15 protein-coding genes are annotated in these 14,651 nt (G+C 67.5%); 6 read left to right on the forward strand and 9 right to left on the reverse strand.

Annotated elements, in window-relative coordinates; all coding sequences use genetic code 11:
• Positions 1-99: 99 nt before the first annotated feature.
• The 3 genes from P2T60_RS11070 to P2T60_RS11080 form a co-directional block, all read right to left on the reverse strand.
• A complete protein-coding gene (locus P2T60_RS11070; RefSeq protein WP_276279309.1) occupies positions 100-831 on the reverse strand; it encodes a nucleoside phosphorylase in 732 nt (243 codons plus the stop codon).
• 163 nt (positions 832-994) lie between these two features.
• Positions 995-1,381 (reverse strand): winged helix-turn-helix domain-containing protein, encoded by a 387-nt coding sequence (locus P2T60_RS11075; protein WP_276279310.1) that lies wholly within the window; start codon positions 1,379-1,381, stop codon positions 995-997.
• 52 nt (positions 1,382-1,433) lie between these two features.
• Positions 1,434-2,342: an ATP-dependent ribose-1-phosphate kinase gene (locus P2T60_RS11080; protein ID WP_276279311.1), complete on the reverse strand. Its 909-nt coding sequence runs from the start codon at positions 2,340-2,342 to the stop codon at positions 1,434-1,436.
• 397 nt (positions 2,343-2,739) lie between these two features.
• On the opposite strand from P2T60_RS11080, the gene P2T60_RS11085 reads away from it, so the two are divergent.
• A complete protein-coding gene (locus P2T60_RS11085) occupies positions 2,740-4,245 on the forward strand; it encodes a universal stress protein (RefSeq protein WP_276279312.1) in 1,506 nt (501 codons plus the stop codon).
• 34 nt (positions 4,246-4,279) lie between these two features.
• Here the strand turns inward: P2T60_RS11085 and P2T60_RS11090 are convergent, their stop codons facing one another.
• Positions 4,280-5,449, reverse strand: coding sequence for an NAD-binding protein (locus P2T60_RS11090; protein WP_276279313.1), 1,170 nt, complete (start codon positions 5,447-5,449; stop codon positions 4,280-4,282).
• Positions 5,450-5,560: 111 nt separating this feature from the next.
• On the opposite strand from P2T60_RS11090, the gene P2T60_RS11095 reads away from it, so the two are divergent.
• From P2T60_RS11095 to P2T60_RS11110, 4 genes are all read left to right on the forward strand, one after another.
• The gene (locus P2T60_RS11095; RefSeq protein WP_276279314.1) at positions 5,561-6,823 is read left to right on the forward strand and encodes a potassium channel family protein; all 1,263 of its coding nucleotides are present in this window, start codon (positions 5,561-5,563) and stop codon (positions 6,821-6,823) included.
• Complete coding sequence (locus P2T60_RS11100; RefSeq protein ID WP_276279315.1) at positions 6,820-8,001, forward strand: TrkA C-terminal domain-containing protein; 1,182 nt, start codon at positions 6,820-6,822, stop codon at positions 7,999-8,001. The genes P2T60_RS11095 and P2T60_RS11100 overlap by 4 nt, the downstream gene beginning before the upstream one ends.
• Before the next feature lie 214 nt (positions 8,002-8,215).
• Positions 8,216-8,491 carry a ubiquitin-like small modifier protein 1 gene (locus P2T60_RS11105; RefSeq protein WP_276279316.1) on the forward strand — a complete coding sequence of 92 codons (276 nt, stop codon included), beginning with the start codon at positions 8,216-8,218 and terminating at the stop codon, positions 8,489-8,491.
• Positions 8,492-8,596: 105 nt separating this feature from the next.
• Positions 8,597-9,766 (forward strand): DUF7972 family membrane protein, encoded by a 1,170-nt coding sequence (locus P2T60_RS11110; RefSeq protein WP_276279317.1) that lies wholly within the window; start codon positions 8,597-8,599, stop codon positions 9,764-9,766.
• Here the strand turns inward: P2T60_RS11110 and P2T60_RS11115 are convergent.
• From P2T60_RS11115 to P2T60_RS11130, 4 genes are all read right to left on the reverse strand, one after another.
• On the reverse strand, positions 9,763-10,710 hold the full coding sequence (locus P2T60_RS11115; RefSeq protein ID WP_276279318.1) for a GNAT family N-acetyltransferase: 948 nt from the start codon (positions 10,708-10,710) through the stop codon (positions 9,763-9,765). The two genes, P2T60_RS11110 and P2T60_RS11115, sit on opposite strands and share 4 nt — an antisense overlap.
• Before the next feature lie 10 nt (positions 10,711-10,720).
• Positions 10,721-11,968, reverse strand: coding sequence for a Glu-tRNA(Gln) amidotransferase subunit GatD (gene gatD / locus P2T60_RS11120; protein WP_276279319.1), 1,248 nt, complete (start codon positions 11,966-11,968; stop codon positions 10,721-10,723).
• A gap of 79 nt (positions 11,969-12,047) precedes the next feature.
• A complete protein-coding gene (locus P2T60_RS11125) occupies positions 12,048-12,581 on the reverse strand; it encodes a PIN domain-containing protein (RefSeq protein ID WP_276279320.1) in 534 nt (177 codons plus the stop codon).
• Entirely contained in the window at positions 12,578-13,126 is a 549-nt protein-coding gene (locus P2T60_RS11130; protein WP_276279321.1) for a DUF7437 domain-containing protein, read from the reverse strand. Before P2T60_RS11130 ends, P2T60_RS11125 begins: the two co-directional genes overlap by 4 nt.
• Positions 13,127-13,368: 242 nt before the next feature.
• Between P2T60_RS11130 and P2T60_RS11135 the strand changes: the two genes are divergently transcribed.
• Entirely contained in the window at positions 13,369-13,869 is a 501-nt protein-coding gene (locus P2T60_RS11135) for a hypothetical protein (protein WP_276279322.1), read from the forward strand.
• Here the strand turns inward: P2T60_RS11135 and P2T60_RS11140 are convergent, their stop codons facing one another.
• Positions 13,870-14,628, reverse strand: coding sequence for an ArsR/SmtB family transcription factor (locus P2T60_RS11140; RefSeq protein ID WP_276279323.1), 759 nt, complete (start codon positions 14,626-14,628; stop codon positions 13,870-13,872).
• Positions 14,629-14,651 lie beyond the last annotated feature (23 nt).

Genomic DNA, 14,651 nt, shown 5'->3' on the forward strand with positions numbered 1-14,651 from the left:
GCGCAGACTCGGCAGTCGCACGCCCGCGTGGTTCGAGAACAGAACTCACTCCACGGGGCCGACGATTCACACCGAGTGAAGAGACCGAAGAAAGGCCGACTACTCCGCGAGGTCCACCACGGCGTCGAGGGTAATCCGAATCGCGCGCTCGACGTTGTTCTTGGCTTTCTCGGGCAGTTCCTCGTCCTCGGTCTCGCCCTTCTGGGTGCCCTCGACGAGGTTGCCGTCCACGGTGCAGATGGCTCCCGCGCGCATGTCCCGGCGGCGGGTCAGCGAGAAGACGGCCGCGGCCTCCATCTCGACCGAGAGGATGTTGGCCTCCTCCCAGTCGGCGACGTACTCGTCGGTCTCGGCGTAGAAGGCGTCGTCGCTGGCGATGGGACCGACGTGAACGTCCTCGTCGTTCGCCTCGGCGGAGTCCACCAGCGCCGAGAGGACGCCGTAGTCGGGCACCGCGGGGTACTCGACCGACTCGTAGCGCTTGCTCGTGCCCTCGTTCTTCGCCGCGCCGGTCGCCACAATCATGTCGCCGATTTCGATGCCCTCCTGTAGCGCGCCGGTGGTGCCGACCCGAATCACCGTCTCGACGCCGACCTCGTGGAGTTCCTCGACGGCGATTGCCGCGGAGGGACACCCGATGCCGGTCGAGCAGATGGTGAGGTCGGTACCCTCGTACTCGGCGTTGACGACCTTGTACTCGCGGTTCTCCGCCACGACTTCCGAGTCGTCGCAGAGTCCGGCGATGCGGTCCACCCGGCCGGGGTCGCCGGGGATGAGCGCGATGTCGTTCACGTCGCCTTCCTCTACGAGGAGATGGGGCTGTTTCGCCATGCGCGTCGTTTCTGGCGAGAGGGAGAAAAAGCGTGCGGGTTCGGGAGCGAGCGCGGCGGACGGCGGCTTCGAGACGTATTCAGACACGCTAGAGTTGGGAAAGTCGTTCTTAAAGAACGATTTTCCTTGCTGTGCCGGACCGCCGAGAAGTCCGTCGCCGCCCTCAGGCGTAGCGTTCGCGGGCGTCCCACTCGCCCTGAAGGAGTGACTCGATGCCGTCTTCGAGAAGTCCCTCCCCTAAGGCGCTCACTCGGTAGGTGGAGTCTACGCCGTCGTTTCCCGGTTCGTTCCAAATCCAATTTTCCACGAGACCCACGTCCGTCAGTTCCGCCAGACTCGACGCCACGTGGTCCCTGTTCGCGTCGAGGATTTCCGCGAGGTCGGACGGATGTGCGTCCCCGGTTCGTTTCAGCGCGTAGAGGACCCGAAACTGCGTTTCGTCGCCGAGTGCGTCCTGCATGGCGAGGTAGTCTTCGAGTTCGAGAATGCTCGACTCGGGAAGTATCCGCGCTGGACCGGTCGGTCGCTCGTCGGAATCGGTGTCTGACATCGGACGGGATGGAGTTTGCTACCGCCCCGTTTAGTCACTTCCGACGACGGGCTCAGAACTGCCCGTCCAGAAACGCTCCCACGTCCTCGAACGTCGGCGCGGTCCGCGCGCCTTCCTCCATCGCGGCCAAGGCCCCACAGGCGTTGGCGAACTCCAGCGCGCGCTCGTAGTCCGCGCTCGGTCCGAGGACGCCGCCCTCGCGCAACAGCACCGCGAGAAAGCCCGCGGCGAAGGCGTCGCCCGCGCCCGTGGTGTCCACTGCTTCGGCGTCGAAGCCCGGGTGGTCGAACGAGGCACCCGGCGTGTCCACCCGCGCGCCGTCCTCGCCGTGTTTGACGACGACGACCCGGCCGTGGAGTTCCGAGGAGGGGTGTTCGAGGTCGCTGTCGAGCAACGTCTGGGCCTCGCGGTCGTTGAGGAAGACGACATCCGAGTAGGCCAGCGCCTCGCCGAAGTCCCGCTCCGCGAGGCGTCGGCCGGGGTCGAAACTCACGCTGACGCCCGCGTCGGTCGCCACGCGCGCCAACTCCGCGGCGGTGTCGGGTCGCTGGCTGGTCAGGTGGAGGTGGTCACCGCTGGCGACGTACTCCGGGTCCACGTCGGCGGGTGCGACCGCCTCGTTCGCGCCCTCGTTGCCCAGCACCATCACTTCGCCGCGTTCGTCCACGATGAGGTACTTGGTGGTCGTCTCGCTCGCTTCGACCTCCAGCAGGTGCGAGCAGTCCACGCCCGCGGCCCGCAACTCCCGACGGGCGAACTCGCCGGTCTCGTCGTCGCCGACGCTCCCGACCAGTCCGGCGTCGAAGTCCATGCCCGCCAACGCGACGGCGACGTTGGCGGCGCTTCCCCCGCCGGACCGACACTGGGAGTCGATGCGGGCCTCGCCGTCGGGGTGAGGGAGGGCGTCCACGCGGAGGGTCACGTCCCAGTTGACGTGGCCTGCGGTAATCACTTCGACCATAGCTGGCGACTGTGGCGGCGATTTGCGTGCGACATACCGCCACGGTATGCACCCGGTGGTCAAAACGCTGGTGGGTCGGCGAGGAGAGCGAGAGGTCGGTCGGGACGGTGCGTCACGTGCGACGAGAACGTTCAAGGAAGCCCCCGCCCGCTCGCGGTCGCTGACCGACATATCTTCGGCTCACTGCGTTCGCCTCCGATAGGGGTCGGTCAGCCGACCACGTACACGCGAGCGGGCGGCCCCTTTCAGTCCACCCGGACCCGTGGAAAGTGTGGCCGAGCGCATCCGTGGCGGCGGTTGGTCTCCCGGCACGTCCCAGTGGTTCGGTCGGCCTGCCGTCACGCCGCCGACCCCCAAGCGAACAGATATTTGAGGCGGGACCGACGACGTGACGGTAATGCTGGACGGCCTGCGCTCGCGCTACCACGCGGTTCTCCGGCGCGTGCGCCGATTCGAGCGGCGCGAGATTCGGGAGTTCCGTCGGTGGATAGAACACACCACCAACCTCATCCACCTCTCGGTGTTGCTGTTCGTCCCGTTGCTCATCGCGGCCGTGACCGCCGTCTCGAACTCCGTGGACGTGTTGCCGTTCGTCCTCTTCCCGCCGCTGGCGTCGGGCACGTTCACCCTCTTTGCGGAACCGGAGGGCGAGTACGCCTCGCCGACGAAGTTCGTCGGCGGACTCACCGCCGGGGCGCTCTGTGGCACCGTCGCCATCTGGGTGGGTCTCCACACGTCGATGCGCGACCCCCTCGGAACGAGCCAGTTGCTCGTCTCGCCCGCGGAGGCCGCGCTCGCCATCTTCCTCACGGGCGGGGTGACGTGGGCGCTCGACTTCGAGGAACCCTCGGCGTTCTCGACGGCACTGCTGGCGCTCATCGCGCCCGCGTTCTCCGGTCCGGTCGGGTTCGACGAGTTCTTCCTCCAGTTCGTCGTCTCGGTCTTCGTCGCCAGCACCATCGTCGCCGCGGCGTTCCACGTCTGGCGCGAGCAGTTCTACGAGCGCCGGTCGCGGTACCTCTACCAGTCCACGAAGGGCGACGACCACGTGCTGGTGCCGATGCGCGGCGAGGGGAGTCGGACCGCCGCGATGTTCGGCGCGCGACTCGCCGCCGCCCACGACGCCGGAAAAGTCGTCCTGCTCGACGTGGTGGACGAAGAGGCAATCGACGCGGCCGAGCGAACCATGCAGGTTCCGACCGAGGAGTCCGAGACGGAATTCGTGGACGCGGTGGCGGCCGAGTCCGAGGGCGTCGAAACCGAGGAGGTCCGGGTCGCCGACGAGTCGGCCAAGCGACTGGAGACCGAGGCCAACCGCATCGAGACGAAGGTCGGCGTCCCCTGCGAGGTGGTCGTGGTCGGCGACGGCGACGACCTCTCCCGGACGGTCCTGAAGACGGCCCGAGAGACCAACTGCGACCTCGTGGTCGCGCCCTACGAGCAAGAACACGGTAGCCTCTCGGGGTTCGTCCGCGGCCTGTTCCAGAGCGAAATCGACGCCATCGCGTTCCGGTCGGCGGGCGAACCCCGCGAACGCTGGAAACGCGTGCTGGTCCCGGTCCGACGGCCGGGCGACACCGCCCACGCGATGATAGACTTCGCTCAGCGACTCACCGGTCTCACCGGGAACATCAGCGTCTGTACCTGCATCGACCGCGAGAGCGAGCGTCGGTCAGCCGAGACGACGCTGGCGAACCTCGTGGAGACGTTCGACGGGTCGTTCGAGACGCGGGTCTCGCGGTCGTCTATCGAGTCGTTTCTGACCGCCAACGACACCTACTACGACCTCACCGTGATGGGCGCGAGTACCGACCGGTCGGCCGCCTCCCGGTTCGTCTCGCCGCCGACGTTCGAGCGCCTGCAGGAGTTGGAGTGCGACGTGGCAATCGTCCACCGAGGGTGACTCGGGAGTGAAGTGACTCGGGGCGACTCGGCGGTCAGTCGCTCGTTCGAGACTCGCCTGCGAGTCGGTCGGCGACGGTCTCCATCCCGTCACTTCCAAGCGCAGAGCGAACCAGCAGGTGGCCGCCGATGGTCGCGGGACTGATTACCGAGTCCGCGCCCGCCCGTCGGAGCTTGTCCACGTTCTCGCGGTCGGTCGCGGCCGCGACGATGCGCACGTCGGGGTTCAACTGCCGGGCGGTCAGGACCGCGAGCGCGTCCTCGGCGTCGTTGTTCGTGGCCGCGACGACGGCGCGGGCCTCGTCGATGCCGACCCGTCGCAGAGGTTCCTCGTCGCTCGGGTCGGCCTTGAGAACCTTGAACCCGCGGTCTCCGAGTTCGGTCGCGCGCTCTGATTCGGGCGTGACGACGACGAACTCGGTCTGACCGTCGAGTTCGGTCAGGATAGGTTCGGTCAGGTCGCCGTAGCCGAGGACGATAACGTGGTCTTCGAGGAGTTCGAGCTGTGATTCTGTCATTTTTCCGAGTGCCGAGGCGAGGCGGGCTTCGATGGCGGGACCGAGCAGGGTCGCAAGCGCGACGGCGAAACTCGCGGTGCCGAGGACGACCACCGAGAGACTGAACAACCGGCCGGTCTGGGTCGTCGGCGTGATGTCGCCGTAGCCGACGGTGCTGGCGGTGACGAGCGTGTAGTAGAACGCGTCGAGGGGCGTGTCCACGTTCAGGAAGTGGTCGTCGAGCGCGTACGCGCCCGCGGTCCCGTACACCTGCACGCCCGCGAGGGCGGCGACGGCCGCGAGTTGCGAGGCCGTCAGGTCTATTTCGCGGTCGAACCGGTGGCGGCCCCGCAGAACCACCGGCAGAGACGCCAGCGAGACGACCACCAGCGGGAGCGAGTACGGACTCGACTGGACGAGACCCTGCACCGCGGTCAGCGGGAGCAGGAACACCGTCGAGTACCACGCACCCCGGAGACCCCGACGCATCCCGATTGCGCTGACGAGCATCAGAAAGCCCGTCAGCGTGCCGGTGAACCCCGCGGTCTCCTGTGCCCACTCGGGGATTCGGCCGCCGAAGAGGTTCTGGGCCGACGCCGCGGTGAACCCGATGCTGGAGACGCCGGTGGCTATCGAGAGAACCGCCACCGCGAACGTCAGGGTCACGGTGAGTCGGACGCCGACCTGCCGCCGCCACGACGCCTCCATACCCGTATCTCTCGCCGCCTTGGTGCATAAACGGTCGGAAGTCCGGACGAACGTGGCGGTTCGGGCGTCGGTAGTTCTTTAGCCGTGGTGCGTCTCGCCGAAAGCACACGCATGGCTCTCGGTCCCGCACTGCTCGTCGAGGTTCTCGTCGGTCTCTACATCGGAGTTCTGACCGCAGTCGTCCCGGCGCTAGTGGCGTGGTCGCTCGGGTTCACCTTTCGGTACTTCACGGGCGTCACGATTCCGGGGTTCGGCGTCCTCGTCTTCGGAGTGGCTATCGCCGGGGTGCAGGGCGGTCTGCTCGGCCTGCTCGACCCCCAGTTCGTCACCTCGCCGACCGCGCTGGTGTCGGCGCTGGTCGTGATGATGGCGACGCTCTACGCCCACGCGCAGGGCGACCGGATGGGCGCGGAGTTCCCCCGGCGACTCACGCTCAGGGGTCTCCGGGAGCGTGGCCTGTCGGCCGATGCGGTCGAGCGCGTCGGCCGGTTCGGACAGATTCGGGTCCGAGCGACGGGCGGGGTCGGCGACGTGGAGGGGTACCCGCCACTCCCCGACGACCTCCGGGCGACGATTCGGGACGGCGAGTGGACGTTGCCCGCGGACCTGCCTCTCTCGGAACTCGAACGTCGCCTCGAAGAGCGACTCCGGACCGACTACGACCTCGAAGCGGTGACGGTCGGTATCGACTCGCGCGGCCGCGCGACCGTCAGCGCGGCCCCTCCGGTCGGCGCGCTCTCGCGGCGGGTCCCACCGGGCGAGCGTGCGGTCTCGGTGGAGACGCTGGTCCCGACCGGACTGGCCCGGCGCGACGAGGTGGTGATTTCGACATCGGCGGGCGACGTGACCGGGACGGTCCTGAGCGCCCGAACCGGCCGGGAGGGTTCGACGCCGACGGATTCCTCGGCCACGGTCGAGTCCGATTCGTCGGCGGTCGCCGACGAATCGGACGCCGCGAGCGGGACGGTCCCCCGACTCGCGGCGAGTGCGTCCTCGGCGCAGGCGACCGGCGGCGACGGTCGGGTGACGGTCGCCGTTCCGCGCGACGACGCCGAGACCCTGCTCGACGCCGAGACCCGACGGATTCGCGCTCGCGCTCGCGGGACGCGCCGGGAGTTCGAACTCCTCTCGCTACTCCGTCGAGACGGTAAGCGGTTCCAACGGGTCGAAGTCCGAAACGACGGTCCGCTCGACGGCGCAACCCTCGGCGAGGTCGCCCTGCGGGAGACGTACGGCGTGGCGGTTCTCGCGCTCCGGCACGGCGGCGAGTGGGCGGTCGCGCCGCGGGGAACCATCCGTCTCGCGGGCGGAGACCTCCTCTTCGCCGTCGGAGACCGCGACGCGCTCGACCGATTCACGGAGGTGGCGGGATGAGCGTCCTCACGGCGGTCGAACGTCCGGTGGTAGCGGTCGTGCGCGTCGTGGGTCTCACGCTCCTCGCCAGCGGGGTGGCGACGGGGGTCGGCGTCCTCTATCGATTCTACGCCCGCGAAGAGATTCCCGAAGGGCTGGCGGTCCTCGTCGGTCTCGGCGTGGTCGGCGGATGGCTCAACACCGCGACCGCGCTCCGACAGTTCCTCGGCACCGGCGAGACGATTCCTCCGCCGGGGGTCGTCGCGGTCAACGTCGCGGCGTTCGCGCTCGGGGCGGGAGCGGCCGCGGTCGGCGCGCGGTCCGGTGCGCGCGTCATCGCCGACGCCTTTTCGCTCACCCGCGAGGGCGACGTGGGCCGACTCGTCCAGTCCGTCGGCCGATTCGTCACGGTCGAACTCCCCGAGGAAATCGACGACATCGACGGCTACGAACCGCTCGACTCCGAGACCGCCGAGACGCTCGCCGGAGCGTCGCTTCGGTTCCCGCGGGGACTGACCGTCGCCGAACTCCGGGAGCGTCTCGTCGCGCGACTCCGCGACGACTACGGCGTCGGACACGTAGATGTCGAACTTGCCGACGACGGGACGGTCGAGTACCTCGCCGCCGGGGGTCGAGCGGTGGGTCTCGGTCCCACGCTCGCTCCGGGGACGGTCGCGGTCGCAGTCCGTGCAGACCCGGCATTCAGCGCGAGCGCGGGCGACCTCGTGCAGGTGTGGCGGTCCGGAGCGACCGACGACGACGCCCCCGTCGAACGGGTCGCCACCGCGGAACTTCGTGCGACGGTGGGCGACGTGGCGACGCTGGCGCTCGACGCCGCGACCGACCTCGAACCCGACGCCGCGTACCGACTGGTCACGCTCCCGGTCGAACCTCGCGCCGACAGAGAGTTCTCCGCGCGCCTCCGAGCGGCCGACGAGACGGTCGGTGCGGTCACGCTGGTCGCCGACAGTCCGCTGGTCGGCGCGCCGGTCGGGAGCATCGACGCGACGGTGGTCGCGGTCCGCGACGCCGAGGGCGTCGAGACGATTCCCGCCGACCACCGCCTGCTCGCACCCGGCGACACCCTCTACGTGGTCGCCAGACCCGACCTGCTCCGGAAAGTCGAGACAGCGGCGAGCGAGGGGACTGACGCGAGTCCGGTGACTCCACGGGACCGAGGCGGACGAACCGAGCGTTAGACTTGGAAATACATTTCTTTAAAATATGTTCGTGATTCTATTAGAATTGTATAGATTGCTCCTTTCGTGTTCGCCGCGGGGGGTGGTGGTTTCCGGGCGTTCGTCACACTTCGGCGGTGGCCGTGGCGCGAGTCCACCGGTACCGTAACGACTCAACGGCGAGACCGACCCCGAGAGCGATGGAACGAAGTCCGCCCGCCACCAAGCTTCTTCCATGCAGTGGAAGTTGTTCGCGGACCTCGCCGAAATCGCTGGCGGGAAAGAGGTCGAGGTAGAGACCGGTCCCGGCGAGACGGTCGGCGCGGCGCTCGCGGCACTGGTCGCCGAGCATCCGGCCCTCGAAGACCGCGTGTACGACGGCGAAGGCGACCTGCGCGACCACATCAACGTCCTGCGTAACGGGACGAACGTCCACACCGAGGACGGACTCGACACCGAACTCGACGCGGGCGACGAACTCGCGCTGTTCCCGCCGGTCAGCGGCGGGTAGCCGTCCGGCGCTGGTGTCCCAGTAGGGTCTCCTTTTCGGCCCGTAGGCAGCGCCCTCCGGTTTAGCCAGAAGTCCTTAACCTCGGGCGACGGTACTTCTCTTGGAATGGGAAACGGGGACTCTCATCGACGCTCGCTGGACGACCTGATTCCGGGGGACCGCGAGCGGTCGAGTTCGCCGGTCAAGCGTATCTCCCAGTGGGTACTCCTGCGTGGGAAACGGATGTGGGTCGCGGCGGCGCTCCTGTCGGGCGTGCTGGTCGTCCTCTTAGTGTCTTCCATCGTCAAGCCGTGGAATCTCAAGGAACTGCTCGAAAACACCACGACGGTTCAGACGCTGTTCAGTTCGCTCTTGAGCGGGTCTATCCTGCTGGTCTCCATCGTCGTCTCCATCAACTCCATCGTCCTCTCCGAGGAGATAACCGACATCGAGAGCCAGCGAGAGCGCATCGACGCCTCCATCCGCTATCGGGGCCAAATCGAGGAGTACATCGAGTCGGACGTGAGTCCGGCCCGGCCCGCGGAGTTCCTACGGACGATTCTCAAGGTAATCAACAGGCAGGCCGCAGGCATCGAGAAGATTGCCGAGGAGGGTGACAACGACGAGTTCGCGGAGGAGGCGAAAATCTTCTCCGAGGAAGTCTCGAAGGAGGCCGAGAAAGCGGGCGAAACGCTCTCGGGCGCGAAGTTCGGGTCGTTCAAGATTCTGCTCGCCGGACTGAACTACGACTACTCGTGGCAACTCCACGTCGCCCGTCGGTTCAAGCGCAAGTACGGCCACTGCCTGAGCGACGACCAGACGGAGGCCATAGACGACCTCGTAGAGACGCTGAAGGTGTTTGCCACCGGCCGGGAGTACTTCAAGTCGCTGTACTACAAGCGGGAGTTCGCGCGCCTGTCGGCCAGACTGCTCTACGTCGCGCTTCCGACCATCGTCTACATCTCGTACGTGATGCTGGCGATTCACTCGCCCGAATTCATTCCGACCGAAGAGTTGTGGATACTCTCGCAGGAACTCAGCATGGTTCCGCTCACCCTGTTCGTCGCCTTCTCGTACACCATCGCGCTCGCTCCGTACGTCGTCCTCACCTCCTACGTCCTGCGCGCGATGACCGTGACCCTTCGGACGCTGGCGTCCGGACCGTTCGTCCTGCGCCACAGCGACGAACTCGACGAGTTCGACTGGGACGACGACGACATCGAAGTCTCCGAGCGGAGCGTCCCAACCCCCGACGACGGTGAGACGCCGGAGGAAAAAGCGGCCGACGACGATTAGCGCGACTCCCGCGTCAGGTCGGCCGCCAACACGAAGTCGGGTTCGTCGGCGATTTCGACCCGGCAGAGCGCGGCGTCGCTGACGTACCGCGGCGACTCCGGAATCAGCACGCGCGTCCGGTCGGCCCCTCGGTCGGCGGCGTCCCGAGCGATGGCGTCGAAAAGCACGTCGGCGCTCTCGGCGTCGGCCCACGCGCCGACGCCGTACTCGACCCACTGCTCTGTCTCCGGGTCCTCGCCGTCCGCGGCCGGGCGCTCGTACTCCCGGACGCGGTGGGCGAACCCTCGCGTCCCGTCGTTCTGGGCCACGAACAGGCCGCCGCCGTCGGCCGCGGTCCGGAGGTTCTCGCGGGTCAACTCCGAGAGCGCCCACGACTCGTCGGCGTCGAGCGCGAGACCCCGGAGTCGGTCGCGGGCCTCGCTGTCGGTCCAGAATCGCCACGCGGCCGACGGGTCGCTCGTCACCTCGAACTCGGCCGACGCCGCCGACTCGTCGGCGGCGTCGGCGTCTGGCGCGGGATGCGCCCACCGAAACTCGGTCACGGGGTCGTAGCCGGTTGCCCGCGACTGGCCCAACCCGGCCACGTTCCACGAGAACACCATGTTCCGGGCGACGGTGGCACCCTGCTCGCGCGCCCAGTCGAAGAGGTCCTCGGTGACGGCGACGCTGACGCCGCGCCCGCGGAACTCGGGGTCCACGCGCAGGCCCTGATTCCACGCCTCCCAGTCCGACAGCAGGACCGTCTGGGCGAGTCCCGCGACTTCGCCGTCCACCACGGCGACGGCGGTGCGCTTTCCCTCGCCCTCTATCCAGTCGTGGTAGATGTCGGGGATGTAGTCGCCGCCGTCGCGGTCGGGCCACGTCTGCTTGGTGAACTCCACGATGGTCTCGTAGTCGTCGTGGCTGGCCTCGCGGACTTCGATTCCGGTCTGGTCGGAACTCACCGGACCCACCTCACTCCCACGGGACCGACCGCTCGGTAATCTCCCCGGCGAGGGGTTCGCCCATCTCGTCGGCGGGGTCGGCGCTGTTGGCGAGCGCCCACATCAGTTTGACCTTCGCGGTGCCGGGGAGCATATCCTCGCCCTCCACGACGCCCGCGTCCAGCAGGTCCCGGCCGGTGTCGTACACCCGGGCGCAGACCCGGCCGTCGATGCACTGACTCGTCATGACGACCGTGGTTCCGTCGTCCACCAACTCGCCGATGCGGTCGGCCCAGTCGGAGTGGACGTGGCCGAGTCCGGTGCCTTCGAGGACGAGACCGGCCTTCCCTTCCGCAACGTCGAGGGCCGACTCGTCCATGCCGGGGGTGAACTTGAGCAGTTCGACCTCGGATTCGAGTTCGGGCGAGATGTCCAGTTCCTTCTCGCCGCGTTCGTCGTGCGCGCGCCGGAAAGACACGTCGGTCTCGCCGCCGCCGTACTCGACTTCGCCGAGGGGCTTGCGGCCAACCGTCTCGAAGGCGTCGCGCCGGGAGGTGTGATTCTTCCGGACGCGGGTGCCCCGGTGGAGCGCGCACACGTCGTCGCTCTCGGAGGCGTGCATGCACACCATGACCTCCGCGGCGTCGGACTTGGCGGCCTCCACCGAACAGACCGCGTTCATCACGTTGTCCGAGGACGGTCGGTCGGCCGACCGCTGGCTTCCGGTGAAGACGACCGGAACCGGCGTGTCGAGCATAAAGGAGAGGGCCGACGCGGTGAACTGCATCGTGTCGGTGCCGTGCATCACGACCACGCCGTCCGCGCCCGCCTCGATTTCCTCGTAGACGGCCTGCGCGAGGTCCTGCCACACGTCGGGGGTCATGTTTTCGCTCAGGATGTTCGCCACCACGCGACCCCGGTAGTTGGCCCGCCCCGCGAGGTCCGGGACGGCCCGAAGCACGTCCTCGGCGTCGAACTGGGCGGTCACGGCCCCGGTCCGGTAGTCCACCGTCGAGGCGATGGTGCCGCCGGTCGAGATGAGCGAGACGGTGGGTAGGTCGGGGTCGAACTCGACTTCCGAGGACTCCTCGGTGTCGCCCTCTTCGATGTCGTACACGTCGCTTTCGAGTACGTCCACGTCGGCGTCCTCTCGGTCGATACCGACGTTGTAGCCGCCCTGTAGCTTGACGACGAGGTTCTGGCTCGTCGAGGAGGGGAGCAGTACGCCCTCGTAGGTCTGGTCGGCCCGCTCGACGCGGACGCGGTCGCCGGGATTCATACCTCGGAGTACCGGCGCGCCGGACTTGAAACCATCTTTTCGGCGCGTGGAGTCTTCGCCGGGGACGACACGAGAAGTGTCAACGCGACCCGTCTCGAAACTCGTCTGGAGCGAGTCGGTCGAGGTAGTCGCTGGCGACGTATCGATACTCGATTCGGTTCTCGAAGCCGTGCCGGGGAAGGAGGGTTTCGGCGGCCTCGCCGAGCGGCTTGTCGGTAGTGAGAATCACGACCCGAGAGGCCCGCCCGCCGTCCAGCAATTGTCCCGCCAACGCTACCAACGCGGTGTCGGCTTTCTCGATTACGTCCTCGTCCCTGTTCGTCTCGCTAGCGATGAATCGTCGCGTCTCGTCCATCACCGTCGAGACGACGGGGTTCGCGTAATCGAGGTCGTCGGCAAGAGCAATCCACCCCTCGTCGAACCCTTCCTGCCACCGAGACCGACCGTACGTTTCGGTGGCGACACTACCGTTCAGTTCGTCGTACACCCGCCTCGGAACGAGGAGACGCGCCTCCGCGCGACGGACGGCCCGCCGGAGTCGCTGATACTTCTCGTTGTCCGGACCGCCACACCGAACGAACACGCCGGTATCGGCGACGTATCGCGTCGTCATTCGTCGGCGGACGACTCGCGGGCGGCCGACTCCCGGACGACTGGTTCGAGCGCTTGCAGGATGATTTCGGCTTCCACCGCCGGAACGTCGAGTTCGCGGGCCATCACGCGGTGGGTGACCGACCCCTCGATTCGTTGGCGGGCGTACTCCAGTGCGGTCGCCAGTCCGTCGATGCCGTGGCGGTCGATGTACACGTCGATGTCCTCGTCGTGTTCCCGACGGGCGACGGCGTCCACGAGTTCCGGCGTGATGGTTCGCGTCTCGTCGTCGGCCGAAAGCGTCAGCGAGAGCGGTTCCGCCTCGTACTCGCGGGGACGCTCGTCGCGCGCCTTCGAGACGAGACCCGCCCGTTCGAGCCGTCTGACGTACTCGTACGTGGTCCCCTGCGGAACGTCGAGTTCCGCCACGAGTTCCGGGACCGCCGTCGGGCCGTGACGAAAGATGTAGGCGTAGATACGAGCGAGTTTGGGCGTCTCCAGTAGGTCGAGGACCGTCCGCAACTGTTCGATTGGCGGAGTCCGAGAGGGTGGCGACGATTGAGCCATTAGTTACGAATTATGGATAATCTGTAATACGTCTTGGGGAGACCGCTACTCGTGCCCGACCGTCTAACTCCGGAACCCGGACCGGATGCAGAATCCCGCAGAGAACAACCTATATATTTCTTTAAGCCGTAAAAACACAGCTTAAACAATCAAAAATAATGCCAACAGCGAACCGACGGACGATTCGTCCCGACGCTCGATTCACGGAAAGACCCATTACCTCCCCCGACAACAACTCCACCATGCCCCAGCGCTCCGACCAGCGCACCCGCGACTCGTTCGCGGACGACTTCACCGAGACCCTCCAAGACGACGCCGCGGACTCGGAGTCCGCGGCGTCGTCCTCGTCGGCGTCGTTCGCCCAGCGTCTCCAGCACCGGGCCGTCAGCGTGTTCTCCCCGCGCGTGTTCCTCTACGCCCTCGTTCTGCTCGGCGGCGGGATGGTGGGCGCGAGCGCGTTCGTCCCGCTTCCGTTCCTCGACAACCTCGCGGGACTCCTCGGCGTGTTCGTTGGCGCGTTCGTCCTCGGTCTGGCGGTCGAACGCTCGACCATGCTCGAATCGGCCGCCGCGGGTGCTGTCGCGGCGGGACTCGCGACCCTGCTCAGCCACCTCACGCTGACGGTCGCCAGCGGTTTCGGCGTCCCCCTCGCGGCGTTCGGCGCGGGGACCGGCCTGCTGGCGGGTGCGCTCGGCGCCTACTTCGGCGGCGACCTGCGCGAGGGCCTGACCGCCGACATCTAACTACTCGGCCAGCGTCCACTCCCCGTTCTCCTCGCGCACGACGAATCCCCGGTCGGCCAGTTCCGCCAGCGACGATTCCACGACGTGGCGGGGGGCCTCGACGGTACGGCCGACCGCTTCGGTGGTGGTCGCGCCGCCCGCGACGGCCGCCAGAACCTCCGCGTGGAGGCGACTCTCGGCCTCGCCGTCGAGAACGTCGCCGAGTCGGTCCTGTACGTCGGCGATGCGGCCGTGGACCCACCGCTGGGCCAGCGAGAGTTCGCGCTGGAGTTGCTGGAGTTCGTCGAGTTCCGCCGCGAGGTCGGTGGCCGTTCCGACCGCCTCCTCGGGTTTGGCTTCGTCCGGGTCTTCCGTTTCGGTTACCCCCTCCGTTTCCGTCGTGTCCTCCGCTTCGTCCGCCTCGTCCTCGTCGGCGTCGGTCGCGTCGAGTTGGACGTTGAGCGAGAGGTAGCGCCACCGACTCGCGTCGAGGTTGGCGCTTGCGGGGTAGGCGCTCTTCATGCCGAACTCGTAGGGCGAGACGCTGACCTCCAGTCGGAGGTTGCGCGAGATGCTGAAGTACTTGCGGCGCTGGTCGTCGGTCCGACTCTCCACGAGTCCGGCGTCCTCTAGCTTCCGGAGGTGGTCGATGACGGCTTTGGGACTGACGCCGAGGTAGTCGCTAATCTCGGTGACGTAACAGGGCCTGCGGGCGAGCAAGCGGAGGATGCGTCTGCGGTTCTCGTTCCCGAGGATGTCGAGTAACTCGGCGGAGTCCATTCGCTACCGGAAATAGGAATCGC

It is taken from the genome of Halorussus caseinilyticus (assembly GCF_029338395.1).
Taxonomy (GTDB): domain Archaea; phylum Halobacteriota; class Halobacteria; order Halobacteriales; family Haladaptataceae; genus Halorussus; species Halorussus caseinilyticus.